This is a genomic window from Pullulanibacillus camelliae, from assembly GCF_014642655.1.
GTDB lineage: Bacteria > Bacillota > Bacilli > Bacillales > Sporolactobacillaceae > Pullulanibacillus > Pullulanibacillus camelliae.
Window position 1 is genome coordinate 95,425 of record NZ_BMIR01000011.1, and the last position, 20,562, is coordinate 115,986.

Below are 20,562 nucleotides of genomic sequence, written 5' to 3' on the forward strand. Positions count from 1 at the left end.
TTGTATTTGGGGGGCGCTTTTCGCGGGCGTCTCGTGTCCTGCATTCCAATCAAAGGCCAATGGAGCCCGAAGCGGTTCTCTTCCAAGCAGCACTCCCAACTTTGTTTCCCAGAAAATTCTCCTGTCCACATCCCCGCCCTTACAATTTTCTCATAAGATGAACTACTGCTATAAATACCCACAAATTTATCCACAATACTAACAGCTATTTAAAAGTTATCAACCAGGTTTTCCACATTATCCACAAGTGGAAGTGGCGTTATCCCCATTTTGTAACGCTCTGGGCGTTTGTGCATATGATGTGTTTATTAGAGGTGGTGAGTACATGAAGGAAAGCTCTAATCATATCACACGTTCCGAATCAATTGAACGTCAGCTGTGGAGAAGGAAGGTACGCAGAACAAGAGCGTTTCAAACTTTAACGATTGCATCGCCGATTTTGCTTCTTGTTGTATGGGAGATATTATCGCGAACAGCAATGATTGACCCACGCTTTTTTCCACCGCCGACAACAATTATTGTTGAATTTTTTCATTTGGCAGCAACTGGTCAGCTCTTTCATCATGTGGGAATCAGCTTATACAGGATATTAGGTGGATTTTTAATGGGCGTGATTCCAGCGATTATTATCGGACTTTTAATGGGAATGTATTTGCCAGTCCGCTATACATTGCAACCCTTAGTTATGGCGCTTATGCCTATTCCAACCCTTGCGCTCATGCCCATTATCATCATTGTCTTTGGTATCAATGATCTTTCGAAAATGATCACGATAGCGGGCTCTGTGTTTTTTCCAGTCCTCATTAATACGGTGGCAGGCGTGACCAACATTGATCACATCTATGTGGATATTGCCAAGAATTATGGAGCAAAATCCAAAGACTACTTTTTTAAAATTGCCTTACCTGGCGCGCTTCCAATGATGATGGAAGGCATTCAAATGGGGCAGGCGATCGCTTTACTAACCATTGTCGCCGCTGAGATGATTGGTGCAAATTCAGGCATTGGCTATTTGATCTGGACAAAATACAAAACCTTTGTCTTAAAGGATATGTACGTAGGTCTTGTGCTGATTTCCTTCTTTGGCTATCTCTTTAGCTTACTGTTGCGCGCTTTACAAAGGAAGCTGATCCCGTGGCAAAAATAAGCATTCAGCGCACAGGTAAGGAGGCATTGGTATGACAGAATCGAAAATCAAGGTGGATCATTTAACCAAAGTGTTTTTTAAGAAAAATTCCAGTGTGACAGCGATTAGAGACATTTGCCTGGATATCAAAGAAGGCGAATTTGTCTGTTTACTGGGCCCCAGCGGGTGTGGTAAAACGACGTTATTGCGGATTTTGGCTGAACTTGAGACCCCCAGCACAGGAAGCTACCACATTACACCAGGAAAAGCGGGAAAACCCTTGCAATCGATGATTTTTCAAGAGCAAGGGGTCATTCCTTGGATGACCGTTCAAAATAATGTTTCTTTTGGCCTGAGAATGCGTCATGCCTCAAAAAAAGAGCTGAATGAAAGAACAGAATACTATTTAAACAAAGTGGGATTATGGGAATTTCGCCATCTCTATCCGTCGGAAATCTCCGGAGGGATGAAGCAACGCGTGAGTATCGCTAGAGCCTTTGCTAACGATCCAGAAATTTTACTTATGGATGAACCTTTTGCCGCACTTGATGAGCAAAATAAATTTATCCTACAGGAAGAGCTGTTGAACATTTGGGAAGAAACACATAAAACGGTGGTTTTTATCACTCATAGCATTGATGAAGCGTTATTGCTCAGCGATCGAATCTTTCTCATGAGTGCTCAGCCAGGGACCATCCTGCGTGAGAAAAAGATAGATTTGCCCAGGCCACGTAGTATAGAACTCGTACGCTCCAATCCACAGATGGGAAAAGAGTTTGTGGATATTTGGCAGCATTTGCAAGAGACCGTTCAGCAGCATCGTGACAAGGCTTTGTAAAATAGGGGGGGAGTATCGAAGAATGATAAAAAGATTAGGTATTGTTTTAATGATAATACCGCTATTTGCCTTCTTACTCGTTGGCTGTGGGGCGCAAGAAAGTAACGGGTCGAGCGGAGGAGGCGTAGATAAAAGCGCCAAGGCAGTTGATGGCAACCTAAAGCCATTGAAAAAACAAGTGACAGTAAAAATTGCTGAGGATGGCTCTTCATCAGGAGCGGGTTTTTATGTTGCAAAGGAAAAAGGCTATTTTAAAGACTATAATATTAATGTTAAATTTGTGAAATTTTCTAATAGTGACGACATGCTTCCAGCCTTAGCATCTGGACAGATTGATATTGCTGGTGGCATTTCCTCCGCATCGTTTTTTAACTCTATCGCTCAAGGGATAGATGTTAAAATGATTGCAGATAAGGGTCACAACATCAAAGGAAGTTCATATTTTTCCTTTGTCATTCGTAAGGACTTGCAGGATAAAATCAAGAGCTATAAGGATTTTAAAGGACTGAACGTTGCGGTTTCCACTAAAAATGGTGTGGATGATTATATGTTCCAAAAGATGCTTGACCATGCTGGTTTGAAAAGAAGCGATGTTCATTTTGTCCTCATGTCTGATTTCGGCAATATGATTGCCGGACTGAAGAGTAAGTCACTTGATGCAGCTCTGCAAATTGAGCCGCTGATCACCCAAGGTATCGCTAACGGTGTCAATGTTCGTTTTGGTGATGCAACCGATTATGCGCCTGATGCGCAAATTGCCATGGTTTTGGGTTCACCCAAATTCATCGATGACGAAAAAGACGTCGCGCTCCGCTTTATGGTTGCTTACTTGAAGGGTGTCAGAGATTATAATAATGCCTTTGTCAAAGGGACAGGGGATAAGGACGCGATCATCAATATTATGACAAAATACACATCACTAACAGATAAAAAGGTATGGGAAAAAGTTGGTGTACCAGGACTTGATCCTGATGGAAAGATGAATGTAGCAAACATCAAGGATCAATATGAATGGTACAAATCCCGTGGGGGCATCGATGGTTCTGTAGATATTAATAAAGCGGTTGATACCTCACTGGCTAAAAAAGCGGTGGCTGTTTTAGGAGAATATAAATAGATAAATAGTGTCCCATTAGACTGCGCGAGTAAAAGCCTCGGCAGTCTTTTTAAAAAGAAAAGAAAGTATAAAATTTCTGGTCATGAGGACGGTGCGGATTTCTCCTCCAGGCCGCTCACTTTGGTAAGCCTGCTCGCGCCTTCGCACTGCGGGGGTCTTACCGATCTCCCACTTCCCGCAGGACTCTAGTCTCCGCAACATGAGTCAGCGGCGCCCGAGGAACACATGATTTTAGAGTGTTCCGAATCTCGCGCCTTACGCGCCATTCCACTTGACCATGCACGCTTTTAAGCCCGCTTTGTCTTAATAATAAGAAGTAGGTATAAAATTTGGGGTCACATGGAGTGACAGTATTTGATTTATAGGTTAAAAGCACCAAATGTAAAGCCCCCAGAGTTCTGGAGGCTTACTTTTGTTTGGTCATTCATTTTTGTTTATAAGCTCTTTACCATGGCTTAAATCAGTAATGCGCTGAAAACTATAGAGCAGCACGGCACGAATGATATCAATAATAAGATATTGGAATTTTGTGAGCTCTACTAAGGAAAAAATTTTAAAACGTTTGACGTATTTCAAGCCGAAGTAAGTAAATAAAATGTGAAGTGTTGTATTAGAGAGCATATAAATAAAGAACTTCCGATAAGTCAACTTTAATATCCAAAGACTTGTGATCAAATAGGGCCCAAAGTTGAAGAAATTCATGCTATTAAGTGGTGGAAGGCCTTTATAAAATTTCCACCATTTATTATTTTCACCGAAGATATCGATAGCCTTCGTGAAGGTACAAATGAATAGGGCTGAAGGCAGATATTTTTTGAAGGCGGGTTTCCCTAATAAAGGTATGCTCAGCCACGGCAAAATAAGTAAAGCAAGCAAGAATAATTTTGAGTGTTTCACTCATTCATCACATCCAAAGGTTTATGTATATCAAGGGAGTTATGAGGTAAAAAACTAAAAAAACGATGGTTTTAGCTTACCCTTGACCGCGATAAAATATTTCTTAAAGCATTGGAGAAACACACATCATTGATTAAAAGACATCTATCATCATTGAATCAAGATAACCGCGACTTTTTAAATATTTATCAAATCAAAATACTCCTGGCAAATTATTAGAATGCCTGACCATTCAGAACATAATTCAAGCATTTGTCAGGGATCGTCGATTGAAGAGGTGATATAAAGCGATATCCATCCAATCGATTACTCAAGAAAGGTCTTTTAAAAAAAGAGAAATGGGATGATCAAGGAATAAGGGTTAAAGAGCAATGTGATAAAATGCTATACTTTCCTAAAAACATAAGTAAAGCTAGATTATTCATAGAAAATTTGTCATGAGGTCAAAATACTTATCCAGCAAGCGATTCGTCCAAGTGATTACGCATCAAATAAATGAAAAAAGAATCCCTTTCTGATAAGGCTAAAACGACGAAGAAATAGCCATCAGAAAGGACTCTATTACGTAGGACAGTGACTTTGCCGTCCCGGCTTTGTATGCGTTATGTGAAGCTGAATTCGTCTATTACGTCATTCGTTTAAAAGCCAATGCCGTTTTACAACACCTTGCAAAAGAACGACAACCCAACACGACGCCGTCTGATGTATCAAAGACGGAAATTTACTATGAAGAGATCGACTATCAAGCGGGGGCGTGGAAACGCACTGGCTACGTACACTATGCTTTCCAAAGGGACGACAGACGATGCCAATCCAAACCCTACGGACAAAGATTATCAAAGCCGCCAGCAAACGAGTGAAATCAAGGCGATCGCTGTCTTTTAAATGATCCTCTAGCTTCGTGTACGCGTCACTTTTTTGGGAAGTACTGCAACGCATTCAAAGACTAAAACTCGAGTGATTGGAGCGCAGGGCAGGAGACTCATACGGGAACGGGGCCAGCGTTACTTCACGAGTAAACTTCGAGTTGTTCTGAGAAAGCTGACTTCGAAGCAAATACGCGTAGACGCAGGAACAGGGGACTTTTCATCATAAATACTTGGGAAAACAGATCGTCCATTCCCAAGTGAGCTGAGGTCATGCCCGTGGACAGCGAGTACCAGAAGCGGAAATCACCTGTCAATGTTATACCCAACTTCAACATTTATGTTGGCGCCAAGGGAGAAGGATGCCCAAAAACAGTTCACTTTTTAGTGCACGATCATTTTATTGTTTCATCGCAGTGAAGTTCTCAATATTAGTCCTAAAAAGGTTTGCCTTGACTTTAAATCTTGTTTTTTTAGTATCAATAAATCAGGGTGAAAATCCGAATGACTCAAATGAAATATTTGAATAAATTTCGGGTTTTTCTATGAGTAAAGTCCGTCTGCTCCAGTTTTTTACGTACGATTTGATATCAGTTTTGCGGGTCTATCTGTTCTGCGTTGCAAACATTTCGACAAGTAATAAACTGATGGCCCCGATTGCTGTCCCGTGTTCGCCAAGCTTGGCTTCTTCGATTTTTGTTTGTTTAGCCTTTTCGGTTAGACCACGCGCTTTTACCGTCTCCCTTAAGCTGTCAAAAATAAAGTGTCCTGCCTTAGTGACGCCACCGCTAAGAAGAATGAGACTGGGGTTAACGATGTGAATAAGATTTGTGATGCCAATGCCTAGATATGTCCCCGCTTCTTTTAAAATATCGATACAAAGCGCATCATTTTGCTTTGCTCCTTGAAAAATAAGCTCACTCGTTATGTCTTCTAAGTCACTTACCATTTCTGCAAGAAGGCTTTCTTGACCTTCAGTGATTCTTTTTCTAGCACGCTCCGCAATGAATGGACCCGCAGCTAAGGCCTGAAGACAACCAGAATTACCACAGCTACAGACAGGACCATCGGGGTCAATAGTCATATGACCGATTTCACCCATTAGAAAATCATCGCCATGATGCAGCTTGCCATCAATGATGATTCCAGCGCCAATTCCATATCCTATATTGATGCACATAAAGGAAGAGATATCCATCCCATTCCCATACCACGCCTCTCCTAAGGCAAGGGCCCGTGCGTCGTTTTCCACTTTAACGAGCATTTTAAAGCGTTCTTCAAGATGAGCCTTAATGGGAATATCGCGGAGCTGAAGGGAAGGGGCATAAATTGATGCTCCTTCGGTGACATCGACAATCCCATGCATTGCGACACCAATTCCGAGAATGTGGTCACTATTATAGGCAGAAGTATTGGCTAAAAGCTGTTCAACAACTTCATCCATCTGATTTAAAAATAGTGCATTAGTGAGCGGATGACTTAGTGAAAGGGAAACTGAATTGAGAATGTCGGCATTTAGATTAGCAAGTACCCCTTTAATGGATTTTGCACCGACATCAAGGCCGATGATATAAAAATTTTTAGCATTAATAATGAGCATCGTTGGTTTACGCCCACCTTTGGATTCACCTTGACTGCTCTCGATCACTAAATTGGTTTCTAATAATTCGTTCACGAGATTACTAACAGTGGGCGGTGTTAATTGCGTTTTTTTAGCAATGTCCGCACGTGATATGGGTCCATCTTTTCGAATGGTATTGAGAATCAAGGAGCGATTGAGCGACTTCATGAGCTGAAAGCTCCCTGCTGGTAAGCGTGTCATGTTAAACCTCCAATGTTAAAAATTTATCCTAAGTAAATTTATTTAATTAATAGTATACCTAAAAGTGGACGCAGAGGATACGGGGAAGGCGAATAGAAATTTCATTTGCCAACAATCAGTACCTATGTTTTAATAGAATTAATACTTAATTAATTTATTTTATAAAGTGAGTGTGTCATTTTTTACTACTGTCATAAAGTATAATTCTTCACTAACGCTATTTAAGGATCTAGTATAAGTGAAATTTGACTCTCGCCGCCTGTGACTTGACGAGAAGCCAAGTTTTTCTAATATACCTGATCGGACATTTAGGAGGAAAGTGTATGGCTGAATTAAGGTATAATCCATTACTTAGAGATTGGACGATGGTGGCTTCAGCACGACAAAAACGGCCCAATATGCCGACTTCGCATTGCCCATTTTGTCCTGGCTCTGGGAAGGTACCCGAGCATTATGATGTCCATGTTTATCACAATGATTTCCCAGTATTATCAGAAAATCCCCCTGAGCCCGATGCTGTTGGAGGCGCCCTATATAAAACAAGACCCGCCAAGGGAAAGTGTGAGGTCATTCTTTATTCTCCTGACCATTATGCGACGATTCCTGACTTATCGAGAGCACATATGCAAAAGCTTGTCGAGCTTTGGAGTCATACTTTTGCGCAATTGGAAAGGGACCCAGACCATAAGTATGTGATGATTTTTGAAAATCGCGGAGAAGAGGTAGGGGTGACCATGCCACACCCACATGGACAAATCTATGCCTATCCGTTTATACCGTTAAAGGTGAAAACAGAGTTGGTCTCCTGTCAGGAATACTTTCAAGAGCATGGACGCAATATGTTTGCGGATATGATTGCTGAGGAGCAACGCTTTGCTCAAAGGATCGTCTTAGAAAATGATTCCTTTATTGCTTTTATTCCCTTCTTTACAGATTACCCCTATGGAACATTTGTTGTCTCCAAGGCGAACAAAACAGCAATAACGGAGTTTACTGAGCAAGAAAAAAGGGATTTAGGTGAGATGCTCCAGCAGGTAGTTGGAGGAATGGATCGCATTTATGATCGTTTATTTCCATACATGATGGTGATGCATCAGCGCCCTTCAGATGGCAAGCACTATGAGGACTTTTACCGCTTTCATATTGAGTTTTATCCACCCCTACGAGGTAAAGATCGCATTAAATATAATGCTTCATCGGAAACCGGCGGGTGGGCAGCAGCCAATCCGATGAAGGTTGAAGAAACAGCACAAGTCTTACGAGTTAAAATTAATGAATGGAGGAAGGAGCGATAATATGGAACAACAGCTGTTCGACCGCTTTCATCATTATTTTCCGGGAAATAATGATGATATTCGGGTTTATTTTGCGCCAGGACGCGTGAACTTAATTGGAGAACATACAGATTATAATGGCGGGTATGTTCTTCCTTCCGCTTTATCGATCGGGACTTATATGCTTATTCGCTCTCGGAAGGATGGAGCTTTCCGGCTTAGAAGTGAAAATTTTAAAGAGCATCCTGTCGACTTTTCACTTAACGAACTAGTATATATAAAAGAAGACGATTGGGGAAATTATCCAAAAGGTATCATTCATGAATTAATGGCTGAAGGTGTACCACTCACGGGAGCTGATATCCTTTATTATGGGAACATTCCAAATGGAGCAGGGCTGTCCTCCTCAGCTTCAATTGGTATGGTCACTGCTTATGGGTTATCAAAGCTTGCAAAATTCCCAATGGATAAACAGCAGCTCGCCTTTCTATGCCAGCGAATGGAAAACCATTTTATTGGTGTGAATACAGGGATCATGGATCAATTTGCGGTTGGATTAGCAGAAAAAAACCATGCACTCTTCTTAAATTGTGATACCCTAGAAAAGGAAAAGGTTGCACTTAATCTTGGAAGCTATAAATTGCTTATTACCAATACGAATAAGCGCAGAGGATTGGCAGATTCTAAGTATAATGAACGACTTGAAGAATGTCGTGAGGCTTTAAAGATACTCCAAGGGATTAATTCAAAATGGACAAATTTAAGTCAAGTGCCTCTAAGCGACTTTGAGGCCAATCAGGATAAGCTTACCCCAATCCTGCGCGCGCGTGCGAGGCATGTCATAACGGAAAATGCTCGAGTGCTACAAGCCGTGCGATGCCTGCAGGCTCATGATCTTTCTACTTTCGGCAAGCTGATGGAGGCCTCGCATGTTTCCTTAAGAGACGATTATGAGGTGACAGGTAAAGAGCTGGACGCATTATTTGAAGCCCAACGCGCTGTGAAAGGCTGTATTGGTACGCGAATGACTGGGGCAGGATTTGGTGGCTGTACTGTTAGTATTGTTCATGAAAAGAGCGTAGAGGCCTTCAAGACAACTGTGCAACGCATTTATAAGCAGCAAACTGGATTAGAAGCAGATTTCTATATTTGTGATACGGGTGATGGTGTCACAGAAAGAACTGAAGAGGTGAGGTTATGACAGTTTTAGTCACAGGTGGTGCCGGCTATATTGGCAGTCACACCGTTTTATATTTAAAACAAAAAGGTTTAGATGTGGTCGTCTATGATAACTTGCTAACGGGTCATAGGGGGGCTGTGCAAGGTGTTCCCTTGATTGAAGGGGATCTTCATGATGAAGAACAGTTGAAATCAGTTTTTGATAGCTATTCGATTGATGCGGTGGTGCATTTTGCGGCTAGTTCTCTTGTTGGTGAAAGTGTACAGGACCCACTAAAATATTATGATAATAATGTTGCAGGGACGTTATCGCTTTTGAAGCAAATGATCGCACATGATGTTAAGAAAATCGTCTTTTCATCAACGGCTGCTACTTACGGGGAGCCCCAATCCATCCCTATCAAAGAAAGTGATCAGACTGCCCCTACTAATCCATATGGGGAGACAAAATTAGCGATTGAAAAAATGTTTAAATGGTCTGAAGCAGCATACGGTTTAAAATCCATTTCACTCCGTTACTTTAATGCTGCAGGTGCTGACCCGGATGGAACGATTGGTGAAGACCATAAACCAGAATCACATTTGATTCCAATCATTCTTCAAGTCGCTCTTGGACAAAGAGATCATATCTCGATATTTGGCAATGACTATCCGACTGAAGATGGAACATGCATCCGCGATTACATTCATGTCATGGATTTAGCTCAAGCGCATTACTTGGCATTGAAAAAGCTTGAAGAGACGAATGAAAGTGGCATTTATAATTTAGGCAATGGCCAAGGCTTTTCAGTTCGGCAAGTGATCAATGCCTGTCGCAGGGTAACCGGTAAGGAGATTAAGGCAATCGAATCCCCACGGCGCTCAGGAGATCCGGCTGAGTTGATTGCGACGTCAGAAAAAGCAGAGAAGGAGCTGGGTTGGCAGCCAGTGTATACTGAGCTTGACAAAATCGTTGAACACGCATGGGCATGGCATAGCCATCACCCCAATGGTTATGAAGAGGAATAAAATAAAAGGATCGGGCCATAGTCCGATCCTTTTATTTTATGGTCGATCCTTTTTCATTGCGCGGTGTTCGGCAGCTTCCATACGCTCACGAGCTTCCCAATCATCCTCATCAAGCGGCAGCCCATAGCGCATATCAGCCGCACGTGCAATAGGGACAGCTTCCTTTTCTTGATCGTGTTGTTTCTTCTTTTTTGCCACTCTTAATTCCTCCTTGAAGTCTATTCTTGATGCTTAGTCATTGTTTTGAAGGGCACGGTTCGCACGCTTAAATTCCCGTTGATAGAGAACGGCCTGTGTTTTAGTGAGGTTATTATGCGTGCGGACATCCTTTTTTGCTTTTGCCATGGTATCAGACTCCTTTTTGGATCGTCAGAAATAATTGAAAGGCATTATCCTTATTCATTTCCTATTAGAGGGATTTTAATCATCTGATGAAACGCGAATCCTTTACCAGCTCTGTGGTTATGCTACGACCAAAACAAGGTATTTCAATGAAAGCAATTTTCTTAGAAAATTTAGCTTGTACCACTTCGCTAGGCGCTCCTAATGTAATTTTTTAAAATGGCACACTAAGGGCATCGTCAAGTCACAGAAGACGAAAGGCAAAGAACGAAATTATAAGGTCCTCCTCTAAGTGATGCACTCTGAAGTTATAAAAAAAGAAACCCGCATTAAGACGGGTCTAGGCTTCGCGCAATTCTTGTTCGCTGGATTGTGTGAAGCTTTCTACTTGGTATTGATGAAGAAGATAATTGTCTTTTGTGATGTGATATAAGTGATAGTGTTCTTTGTGCTTCTGATAATGAGGTGAAGTAAGATCTTCAAAGGGCTTGACGTAAGGTGATTTGAGTGCGGCTTTTTGGGAGCGGATGTTTTCCTTGCGGATGCGCATGAAAATCGTGTCAATCTCGGTCTGGGTAAATAATTCATTAAAAAAGGCAGTTTTTGCTTTTTGGTTATAGCCCTTTCCAAAATACGGTTGACCGATCCATGTCCCCAAATAGCCTGAGCGCTCGTCAATATCGTAAAGCGTGATGGTTCCGATTGGCTGAAGCCATTCATCTAGAATCGTTCTAGATATCGCTTGATGCTGTGCCTCGGCTTCGATAAGTTGCTTGGTGAGAAACATATATTCTTCAGCTGTAGTTGCTTTTTGTCTAACGTAGGGGAAGACTTCAGGATGTTTCATTAAGTCGAAAAGTGCGCCACACTCTAATAAGTCACGTGGTTTTAACATTGGATACCCTCCCATTTTGGTGGTCGAACCACCTCGAAGTTTAATTCATGAACGGGGTGGGAATCGAACCCACTAGGACCAAAGAGACTTTGGTGGCGCACCCAATTGCCTTCCCAGGTATGTTGAGTATATATAGCTATATTAAGCCATTTATTATCAAATCCGTTTATTTATTAAGATTATATAAATATATTGTGATAATTCTCTTTAATTATCTTTATTTCTTTTAAATAATCCTTTATTCATATCCTACGAAAAGATTATATCCGATTTTTGTTTGCTTGGAAATAGGTATTTTATGTCGAATCCAGTAAATTTTTTTAAAGGCAGGTAAAAAGCATTAGTGCTCTCCGATAAGATGCTTTTCACCCTTGAATGATATGATAGAATGGCTATAGGGGGATGACAATGATTACAATTGATAAAATTAGTGTTCATCCAAAACAGAAAGGCTACTATATTTTAGAATTTACAAAGGCTGAGGAATCACAGGCGATGACGATCCATGAGGATCTTCTTGTGAAGCATGGCTTGCGTAAGGATCTGGAATTGAGTGAAAAGGAGTTCCAACAGCTTGTTAAGCTACAAGAGGTCAATAAAATTTATCTATTGGCGATCAATTACCTTTCTTATCGCATGAGGACCGAAAAAGAGCTTCGGGATTATCTCATCAAAAAGGAAGCTGTGGAACCAGGAATAAGTGAAGTTATACAGCGGTTAAAGGAAGAAAAGCTAGTGGACGATAAGCAGTTTGCTGAGCTGTTTGTACGCTCTCGCAAGCGGCAATCGACTAAAGGTCCTCGGCTTATCGCCCAAGAGCTGAAAAATAAGGGAGTAAGCGATAGTGATATGGCTCCTGCACTTCAAGCCTACAGCTTTAATGAACAATACGGGAACGCCTTGCGCTTTGCTGGGCAGCGTTCAAGGGCGAAGGACAAGCTTTCTAATCTTGAGAAGAAAAATAAGATTGGTCAATCCTTGATGCAAAAAGGATTTGAAGCAGCAGTTGTTCAGGAGGTTCTAAATGATCTGAACAGCATTAAAGGAGAAAACGAAGAATGGGTAGCCTTATGTCGGCAAGCTGAAAAAGCCGCTCATAAGTATCGCCAATTGGAGGATCGAGAGCGCAATTTCAAGGTTAAGCAGTTTCTATATCGAAAAGGGTTCCCCTCTGATTTGATTGCACGCTACATAGAAGGGTATGATGGCTAGAGTACACTGTAGCATCTAAAGAAGTTAAATAAGATGGTTCTCCTTTAAAAAAGGATTTGATAAGTGTAGCCTTGTCAAAAGTTTGGGTAGGTTAAAATGTGCTGCTATGAAGTGCTGTGCCTAGTAGCAAAAGAGGCGAAGCAGTCTTTTAAATGTATAATTGAGGTGGAGAAGGCATGGAAAAACGATTTAGTGAAATGACAGATCGCGAGTTAGAGGCGGTTATTGCTGAATTAAAAATAAACATTCAAAAATCAGAGCAGATGGGGATGATTAATGAGGTGGCTGTTCATGAACGTAAGATGGCCATGGCAGAAGCCTACCGAATGAATCCTGATGCTTTCCATCCGGGAGAGGTCTATTATATAAAATACGATGACAAAATTCCTTTTACAATCGCCTATTTAAACGGTGTCTTTGCCTGGGGGTATCGAGGTGAAACGGAGGAATTAAGCGCCTATCCCATTTCTTTATTGGAACCACTTGAGGGCGAATGATTCCTAAAAAAGCTCGCGGCTTTGAACGGATTCACATGCTAGGGCACCAACTAACATGTGGAATTATCGGTTCATGCTTGCGAGCTTTTTCGTGGCTAGTAATCTGTAAGAGAGAGAATCAGCTTTTTTCTCAATTTTTCTTCACTATACACCCACCCGGTGTAAGAAGACATGATATGATGTGATGAATCGACCCAAGCAATAGCAACAAAAGGATAATGTCCTTTAGAGAGATACCTTAGATCGATGAAACGCACCTCTGTAAAGCCGTTTTTTTCTGTCATTTGCCAACGATAAATCGGTGAAAAGGACAGGAAGGCACGGATATTTTTATCCTGTTTCGCAACACCCACTGCTTCAATGGAAGGTAGTGGGTGTTGGACAAAGGTATCAATCAGTCTTACTTGCTTGTCTTTTACCTCGCCAACCAGTAGCTCATGATTACTTCTGGCGGCCATATGATATTGTCGCCACTTAAAGGTTGGTGATAAGAAAACAGCTTGGACGTCTGGAAACTTTGTTTTGACACTCATAACAGCTTGGTGGTGCTGGAAGGTCCTCATTAAATAATAGAGGACTAGTACCCCATAAACAATTAAGAAAATTCCTCCAGAATGCCCTAAAAGGTACCAAGCGATAAAGCCGGCGACGTGCAGGCTAAATATAAAAGGGTCAAAAATCGAAATGATGCCAAAGGCCACCCAGCGATAGCTTAACGGTCGGACCGCCTGAGTGCCATAGGCATTAAATATATCAACAAACACATGAAGAAACACGGCTAGGAATGTCCAAATCCAAACATGGAAGCTATTGGCGTGTGGAAATAGCCAAGCTGCTGCTGCTGTAATAATGAGCGGCCACAATAGAGTCGCTGGAAGAGAATGCGTAATGCCACGGTGGTGACGAATATAATTGGCATTGTCCTTCATTTTAAGGACGGTATCTATATCAGGAATCACCGAGCCAATGATGGTACCAAAAATTAATGCATCTGATGTTGCAGGATGATGAGCAAGTGCAGGATCAACGGCAGCCAATCCAGTTAACCCAATGCCCATGACGATATGTGTGCTTGTATCCATTGGCTATCGATCCCTCCTCAGGTAAAAGCAAATGCCTTGGCTCAATGGTGGAATTAGCACTCTAAGTAAGTGATTAGGCCAAAGAAGTTTCTTGTCTATAACAACATGTATTTTCTTTTATTAATTTATGATGATATGATAAGCTTCGTTAATAAAGATGTTTTGAAAGGAACACAATAAACAATATGCTTCAATCTCATTTTATAATAGAATTCCAAAAATACCTATTAAAATGGTATAAAGAAAATCGTCGTGACCTTCCGTGGAGACGAACGGTGGATCCTTATTACATATGGATTTCTGAAGTGATGCTCCAACAAACACAAGTAGATACAGTTATTCCCTACTATGAAAAATTTATTACCCACTATCCGACGATGCACGCCCTTGCTCAAGCTCCACAGGAGGAAGTGCTTAAGCATTGGGAGGGATTAGGCTATTACTCAAGAGCTCGTAATTTGCAGGCGGGTGTCCGAGAAGTAGTAGAGAATTATGATGCCCAAATTCCTTCTGATCGTAAGACATTATTGAATGTAAAAGGCATTGGTCCTTATACTGCAGGAGCGATTTTAAGCATTGCTTATCAAAAGCCAGAGCCTGCGGTGGATGGCAATGTCATGCGCGTGCTCTCGCGTATTTTTCAAATTGATGAGGATATTACCAAAGCAAAAACTCGGAAAACTTTTGAGCAATTAGTGTACACACTTATTCCGGAAGATGATGCATCCCCCTTTAATCAGGGGCTGATGGAGCTGGGGGCTCTTATTTGTAAGCCAAAGACCCCTTTATGTGAAGCGTGTCCTTTGTCTCATTTATGTCAAGCTCGGCAAGCAGGAAAGCAGACTGATTACCCAGTCAAAAGCAAAAAGCTTAAGCAAAAAGGCATCCATTATGTGGCGGTCGTTTTACAGGACGATCAGGGAAGATACCTCATACAGCAAAGACCAAGCGAAGGCTTATTAGCCGGCTTTTGGGAGTTTCCTCTTCAGGAGATCAGTGCTTCCACAGATGAGGTTCTGCCGAGTGCGGAGCAATTTATTGAAGAAACCTTTGGAACTTTGTCTATCAAATGGTCTGTTTGTGAAGAGACGGCTCAGCATATATTTTCCCACTTAAAATGGCAGTTAAACGTGGTGCAGGGGAAGGTTTTATCTGGGCAGGTCCCCAGCTTACAGGAAAAACCTATGAGATGGATTGCTGAAACTGAATTAAAGGACTACCCGTTTCCCGTTCCTCAGCAAAAGATCATGAAAATAGCGCGTATAGCGTACTAATGACGGTCATTTAAAGTTCTATGTCCCTCCCAAAAATTTAATCAGCATTTTTTTACATAAAAACAAGTGTACTGGTTAAATTAATGAGCGTGGAGGTGATACACAATGGCAAAGAAAACTAAAGCTGGTACAGATGCTCAACAAGTCAAACAACAAAACCAAGCTTCTGCTGGTAAATCTCAACAAGCTGGCCAATTCCAAGCCGAATTTGGTAGCGAAACAAACGCACAACAAGTGCGTCAACAAAATCAAATGTCCCAACAGAAAAAGGGCAAAAACCAACAGTAGTTTCACCTTGCACACAAGAAACTCCCTATCAAAAGCGATAGGGAGTTTTAAGTTTGTTCTTTAGTGCGCTTTATATGCTTTCCTTCTCTTTATATGATAAATTGAGTATACATAAGAAAAGAGGTGAGGAGGATGTGTGGGCGGTTTACATTGACTTGCGATCTTAAGTTTTTAATGGAACGCTTTCAAATAAGCTATCCTACTGGCTTTCAATACGACTATCGCTATAATATAGCCCCTTCACAAAATGTGACAGTTGTTATAAGAGGTCAGCAGGGGAATAAAATGGGGCAACTTCGCTGGGGATTTGTACCTCCTTGGGCAAAGGACCCTTCAGTGGGGTTTAAAATGATTAATGCAAGGGCTGAAACGGCGGCGATGAAGCCAAGCTTTAGGAGTGCCTTGAAAAATCAAAGATGCCTAATCCTTGCGGACGGTTTTTACGAATGGAAGCAGGAAGAAGCAAAGAAAAAGCGGCCATTCCGCATTACATTAAAAGAACGGGAAGCCTTTGCTTTTGCTGGCCTGTGGTCGATGTGGGAAAAGGATGGAGAAAAGCTGGCAACTTGTACGATTCTCACAACTGAAGCGAATGCCTTAATGAGTAATCTTCACCATCGAATGCCTGTCATCCTCCCAAAAGAAGCCGAAGACATCTGGTTGGACCCGCGCACTGATCTCCAAACGATCACAAGCCTTCTTCAGCAGTACCCCGCTGAACAGATGACCTATTATGAGGTATCCGATGCTGTCAATTCAGCCAAAAATGATGCTAAGGATCTTCTGGCTCCTGTAGAAGGCGCGGAACAACTTAAAGATTGAGGGTAGGGAAACGATGTTTTTTGAGGACGTAAATAGTGGAGACGTCATCATAATCAAGAGCTTCAAACATGATGGCAGTGTGCATCGAGTTTGGGATGAGACAACGGTTTTATATTGTGATGAATACAAGCTGATTGGCGGGAATCACTGTACGCGTGTTACAGAAGCAAATGGGGATCAGTGGCGAACAGAAGGGTCAGCTATTGTGTATTTTAGTGCGTCCCATTGGTTTAATGTCGTTGCCTTCTCAACGGCAGAGGGTGTGGAATATTATTGTAATCTTGCTTCACCAAGCGTGCTACAAAATAAAGAGCTGGATTATATTGATTATGATTTAGATATTGCTGTTAAAGGCGATCGAACGTTTCAACTGCTTGATGAGGACGAATTCGACTTACATAAGGAAGCGATGCATTATCCGGCACCACTCGTCTCTCTTATTGAGGCAGCGGTAGAAGAGCTCAAACAGTGGATCAGAGAGCAAAGAGAGCTTTTTGCCCCCCAACAGTTTGCACAATGGATGGCCCAATTTAAAGCATTGAAAGAAAAAAGGTGATGGTTTCTGAGCAGTATAAAGCGTTACATGAAATTTGTTTTTCCTTATAAGAAAGAAATAATTATTACGATTTTTATCGGCATTATTAAATTTGGTATTCCCTTAGCATTGCCACTGATTTTAAAATATGTGATCGATGATATTATCAATACGTCGCTCTCAACCGATGCTAAGCTCCATAAGCTTTTTGTCATCACAGGAGTCTCTTTGTTTGTCTTTGTCATTCTTAGGCCACCCGTTGAATACTATCGCCAATACTACGCACAATGGACAGGAAATAAAGTGTTATATGATATTCGTGACCGCTTGTTTGATCATCTCCAGCGCCTTAGCCTACGCTACTTTTCTAACAATAAAGCAGGCGAAATTATTTCAAGGGTAATGAATGATGTTGAACAAACTAAGACCTTCGTTATGACTGGCCTTATGAATATTTGGTTAGATATGAGTACCCTTTTAATTGCTGTCGCTATCATGCTAACAATGAGCCCACTTTTGACCTTGGTATCGATTTGTATGTTTCCGTTCTATGGTCTGTCGATTAAGCTCTTCTACACCCGACTTCGTTCATTAACGAGAAGACGCTCGCAGGCACTTGCTGAGGTTCAAGGGCATCTCCACGAACGCGTTCAGGGGATGGATGTTATTAAAAGCTTTGCTTTAGAGGATCATGAACAGAAGGAATTTGCCAAGCGTAATCACAATTTCTTAAGCCGTGCCCTTGATCATACAGCATGGAATGCGAAAACCTTCGCAGTGGTTAATACCATTACGGACATTGCTCCACTTCTAGTCATCATGGTTGGCGCTTATGAACTGATCAGTGGGGGATTAAAAGAAGTGGGAACCGTTGTGGCTTTTTTTGGTTATATGGATCGTTTATATGGCCCACTGCGCCGTCTCGTCAGTTCATCGACCACCCTGACACAATCCATTGCGTCAATGGATCGCGTTTTTGAACTATTTGATGAAAAGTATGATATTGTCGATCAGCCGGGAGCGCGTGACCTTCAAGTGGTCAACGGGCATATTAAATTTGAGGATGTCACTTTTGAATATGAAAAGGAGGACGGCCCTGCGTTAAAGCAGATTAATTTAGATGTCCATCCCGGTGAAACGATTGCATTAGTTGGGATGAGTGGCGGTGGAAAATCGACGTTAGTCAGTCTTATCCCGCGCTTTTACGATGTCACTTCTGGACGGATTACCTTGGATGGTCAAGATATCCGCTCCATTAAGGTAAGGCAGCTTCGTGATAAAATTGGAATGGTTTTACAAGATTCGGTGCTCTTTAGCGAATCGATCCGCTCCAATATTAAAATGGGGAATCCAAATGCCACAGACGAAGAAGTGATATTAGCAGCAAAGGCCGCTAATGCCCATGATTTCATCATGGCTCTTCCTAACGGTTATGATACACAAGTAGGAGAACGGGGTGTGAAATTATCGGGTGGACAGAAGCAGCGCATATCCATAGCTCGCGTCTTTTTAAATGACCCACCACTCCTCATTTTAGATGAAGCGACATCGGCTCTGGATCTTGAAAGTGAGCACCTGATCCAGCAGTCATTAGAAGCGCTTGCCAAGAACAGAACTACTTTTATTGTGGCACATAGACTATCAACCATTACTCATGCTGACCGCATTGTCGTGATTGAAAATGGAACCATCACGGAAATCGGCAACCATTATGAGCTAATGCACAGAGAAGGAAGCTACTATGACCTCTTCCAAGTTCAACAATTAGAGAGCTGAAATAAAAAGCAGCAAGCCTGTATGTAGCGCTTGCTCTCTTTTTTATAACGTTAACATTTATACCTTTGCGGAAAACTCATATGTGCCCTTTGGCTTGAGTCAGCGTTGCTCAGAAACACGTCGATTATAGCGTGTTCCGACTCTCTCTCGCCTTGCGCTCCAATCCACTTGATCAGGCAATGAAGCCTCTTCCATATATGATGATGCTCTGTACCTAGACAAGGACCGGGCATGTTTTTAAGCCCGGTTTTTCCTAACAAAGCTCTGACTTCCAAATAACAAAAGAACGCTCAATTTAACAAACATGCACATCTAGCTATACATTTAACTTCTTCAGCAAACGTTCTAAAAAAAACCACCAAGTATTTTGCTTGGTGGTTTAATCCTCATCTTCATTTTTTACTGCAACAACATTTTCCTTTTTATGAAAGGCTTGAAAGCTATCCATCAGTCGATCAAGGCGTTCGAGCTGCTGGGCATAGGCGATAATGGCAGCAATGAAAGGAAAGAGATGAATCCATTCTTCCTCAGATTGCGTTTTATAGAACTTAATAAATTCATCTGTAACGACCGTTTTTAATTGGAAAGAATCACCTGGATCTTCTGCAGTGTCCCGAACTTTGTTATTGTAGCGCATGAGCAGACGTTCATGGTAGACCATCATATTTTCCAGGCGATCCTGAATCTTATTTTTTAAGATATCAGGGAGTTGCTGATACAAATGATCATTTTCATTCATGGTCCTCAGCAATTCATTGAGTTTATTGGTCGTAGCAATCATTTGTCGAAATAGCACGGTCTTTCTATTCTTGGCATAGCGATGCTTTCTTAAATATTTCCGCTCATCTTGATACCACAAAAAGAATTGACCAATCTTAAACTTTTGATCCTGAAAATGCTTCAACTCCGTCTTTAATGTCGCGCGTTCAGGTGCATGTTGTGTAACCATGCGCACCCACGTAAACAGCTTTGTTGTTTGCCCAACGATTAAATGGTAGAGCTTGTTCTCATAATTGGGTGGCATAAAGACTAAATTAACAATAAAAGCCGATACGACACCAAGTAGGATCAAGATCAATCGATTGCCGGCAAAGAGGAGAAAGTTTTCGTTTTCTGGGGTACCGCTCATAATAAGAATAACGGTAACGGTACTTAATGTAATCGTATGATTGAGTTTTAGTTTGAGTTGAATGGCAATCACGACGATGACAGCAAGTCCGATAACGATAGGATGATTGCCAATCATCAATACAAAAATTGAAGCGATGATGGCGCCGATGATGTTGGCTTGAACATTATCAACAATGGATTGCCATGATCGATAGACTGAGGGCTGAATCGCAAAGGCGCTCGCTACAGCGGCCATAGAGACAGGCTTCAGTCCAAGTAATTCAGATAAATATAAAGATAATACAATTGCTAAACCCGTTTTGATGATACGGGCACCTAGTTTCATTTTGGCGAATGTCCTTTCTATCATGAAGTCAAACAATCATATCATGAGCTTTCGTTTTCCAAATACCTTTTTTGTCATAGTATGAAAAATAATCATATCCTATTTAAAGCGTCTTGGAAGAAAGTATGAGAAAAATTAAGACTTTCATGCCCTAAGCCCTAGGTTGAATAGAAGGCATCGGCGGATGAATAAAAGGGGTGTAAGCCTTACTTTTCTCAACATTGTCATGAATGAATAAGCACTTGCACTATCATTA

General features: G+C 41.6%; 20 protein-coding genes and 1 pseudogene. 14 read left to right on the plus strand and 7 right to left on the minus strand.

The window, feature by feature from the left end:
- Positions 1-325: 325 nt before the first annotated feature.
- From IEW82_RS12295 to IEW82_RS12305, 3 genes are read left to right on the plus strand one after another with little or no spacing between them, the layout of a single operon-like run.
- Positions 326-1,147 (plus strand): ABC transporter permease, encoded by an 822-nt coding sequence (locus tag IEW82_RS12295; protein WP_188694492.1) that lies wholly within the window; start codon positions 326-328, stop codon positions 1,145-1,147.
- 31 nt (positions 1,148-1,178) lie between these two features.
- On the plus strand, positions 1,179-1,964 hold the full coding sequence (locus IEW82_RS12300; RefSeq protein WP_188694495.1) for an ABC transporter ATP-binding protein: 786 nt from the start codon (positions 1,179-1,181) through the stop codon (positions 1,962-1,964).
- Between the two features lie 22 nt (positions 1,965-1,986).
- Positions 1,987-3,081: an ABC transporter substrate-binding protein gene (locus IEW82_RS12305; RefSeq protein ID WP_188694498.1), complete on the plus strand. Its 1,095-nt coding sequence runs from the start codon at positions 1,987-1,989 to the stop codon at positions 3,079-3,081.
- Between the two features lie 420 nt (positions 3,082-3,501).
- Here IEW82_RS12305 and IEW82_RS12310 read toward each other — a convergent pair whose 3' ends face one another.
- Positions 3,502-3,978 (minus strand): hypothetical protein, encoded by a 477-nt coding sequence (locus tag IEW82_RS12310; RefSeq protein ID WP_188694501.1) that lies wholly within the window; start codon positions 3,976-3,978, stop codon positions 3,502-3,504.
- A 569-nt stretch (positions 3,979-4,547) separates the two neighbouring features.
- Between IEW82_RS12310 and IEW82_RS12315 the strand changes: the two are divergent.
- Positions 4,548-4,939 (plus strand): annotated as a pseudogene (locus IEW82_RS12315) (transposase); the annotation flags it as partial.
- Between the two features lie 509 nt (positions 4,940-5,448).
- Here IEW82_RS12315 and IEW82_RS12320 read toward each other — a convergent pair.
- Positions 5,449-6,666 (minus strand): ROK family transcriptional regulator, encoded by a 1,218-nt coding sequence (locus tag IEW82_RS12320; protein ID WP_188694507.1) that lies wholly within the window; start codon positions 6,664-6,666, stop codon positions 5,449-5,451.
- A gap of 323 nt (positions 6,667-6,989) precedes the next feature.
- On the opposite strand from IEW82_RS12320, the gene galT reads away from it, so the two are divergent.
- The 3 genes from galT to galE are packed head-to-tail and all read left to right on the plus strand — an operon-like array spanning position 6,990 to position 10,127.
- A complete protein-coding gene (gene galT / locus IEW82_RS12325; RefSeq protein WP_188694510.1) occupies positions 6,990-7,961 on the plus strand; it encodes a galactose-1-phosphate uridylyltransferase in 972 nt (323 codons plus the stop codon).
- A 1-nt stretch (position 7,962) separates the two neighbouring features.
- Positions 7,963-9,141, plus strand: coding sequence for a galactokinase (locus IEW82_RS12330; protein ID WP_188694513.1), 1,179 nt, complete (start codon positions 7,963-7,965; stop codon positions 9,139-9,141).
- Positions 9,138-10,127, plus strand: a complete 990-nt coding sequence (galE, locus tag IEW82_RS12335) for a UDP-glucose 4-epimerase GalE (protein ID WP_188694516.1) — start codon at positions 9,138-9,140, stop codon at positions 10,125-10,127. The genes IEW82_RS12330 and galE overlap by 4 nt, the downstream gene beginning before the upstream one ends.
- Before the next feature lie 36 nt (positions 10,128-10,163).
- On the opposite strand, the gene IEW82_RS12340 is transcribed toward galE, so the two are convergent.
- The 3 genes from IEW82_RS12340 to IEW82_RS12350 form a co-directional block, all read right to left on the minus strand.
- Positions 10,164-10,325, minus strand: a complete 162-nt coding sequence (locus IEW82_RS12340; RefSeq protein ID WP_188694519.1) for a hypothetical protein — start codon at positions 10,323-10,325, stop codon at positions 10,164-10,166.
- Between the two features lie 33 nt (positions 10,326-10,358).
- On the minus strand, positions 10,359-10,472 hold the full coding sequence (locus IEW82_RS12345; RefSeq protein ID WP_188694521.1) for a YfhE family protein: 114 nt from the start codon (positions 10,470-10,472) through the stop codon (positions 10,359-10,361).
- Positions 10,473-10,809: 337 nt separating this feature from the next.
- Entirely contained in the window at positions 10,810-11,364 is a 555-nt protein-coding gene (locus IEW82_RS12350) for a GNAT family N-acetyltransferase (protein ID WP_188694524.1), read from the minus strand.
- Between the two features lie 408 nt (positions 11,365-11,772).
- Between IEW82_RS12350 and recX the strand changes: the two genes are divergently transcribed.
- A complete protein-coding gene (recX, locus tag IEW82_RS12355) occupies positions 11,773-12,576 on the plus strand; it encodes a recombination regulator RecX (protein WP_188694526.1) in 804 nt (267 codons plus the stop codon).
- A gap of 176 nt (positions 12,577-12,752) precedes the next feature.
- Positions 12,753-13,073 carry a YfhH family protein gene (locus IEW82_RS12360; protein ID WP_188694530.1) on the plus strand — a complete coding sequence of 107 codons (321 nt, stop codon included), beginning with the start codon at positions 12,753-12,755 and terminating at the stop codon, positions 13,071-13,073.
- Positions 13,074-13,168: 95 nt separating this feature from the next.
- Here IEW82_RS12360 and IEW82_RS12365 read toward each other — a convergent pair whose 3' ends face one another.
- On the minus strand, positions 13,169-14,155 hold the full coding sequence (locus IEW82_RS12365; RefSeq protein WP_188694534.1) for a metal-dependent hydrolase: 987 nt from the start codon (positions 14,153-14,155) through the stop codon (positions 13,169-13,171).
- A gap of 185 nt (positions 14,156-14,340) precedes the next feature.
- Here IEW82_RS12365 and mutY point away from each other — a divergent pair, with 185 nt between their 5' ends.
- The 5 genes from mutY (at position 14,341) to IEW82_RS12390 (ending at position 18,850) form a co-directional block, all read left to right on the plus strand.
- Entirely contained in the window at positions 14,341-15,429 is a 1,089-nt protein-coding gene (gene mutY, locus IEW82_RS12370; RefSeq protein WP_188694537.1) for an A/G-specific adenine glycosylase, read from the plus strand.
- Between the two features lie 105 nt (positions 15,430-15,534).
- A complete protein-coding gene (locus tag IEW82_RS12375) occupies positions 15,535-15,717 on the plus strand; it encodes a gamma-type small acid-soluble spore protein (RefSeq protein WP_188694540.1) in 183 nt (60 codons plus the stop codon).
- Between the two features lie 132 nt (positions 15,718-15,849).
- Entirely contained in the window at positions 15,850-16,539 is a 690-nt protein-coding gene (locus IEW82_RS12380) for an SOS response-associated peptidase (protein WP_188694543.1), read from the plus strand.
- Between the two features lie 13 nt (positions 16,540-16,552).
- Positions 16,553-17,095 carry a DUF402 domain-containing protein gene (locus IEW82_RS12385; RefSeq protein ID WP_188694546.1) on the plus strand — a complete coding sequence of 181 codons (543 nt, stop codon included), beginning with the start codon at positions 16,553-16,555 and terminating at the stop codon, positions 17,093-17,095.
- A gap of 27 nt (positions 17,096-17,122) precedes the next feature.
- Complete coding sequence (locus IEW82_RS12390; RefSeq protein ID WP_188694549.1) at positions 17,123-18,850, plus strand: ABC transporter ATP-binding protein; 1,728 nt, start codon at positions 17,123-17,125, stop codon at positions 18,848-18,850.
- Between the two features lie 379 nt (positions 18,851-19,229).
- Here the strand turns inward: IEW82_RS12390 and IEW82_RS12395 are convergent, their stop codons facing one another.
- Entirely contained in the window at positions 19,230-20,306 is a 1,077-nt protein-coding gene (locus IEW82_RS12395; protein WP_188694552.1) for an FUSC family protein, read from the minus strand.
- Between the last annotated feature and the right edge of the window lie 256 nt (positions 20,307-20,562).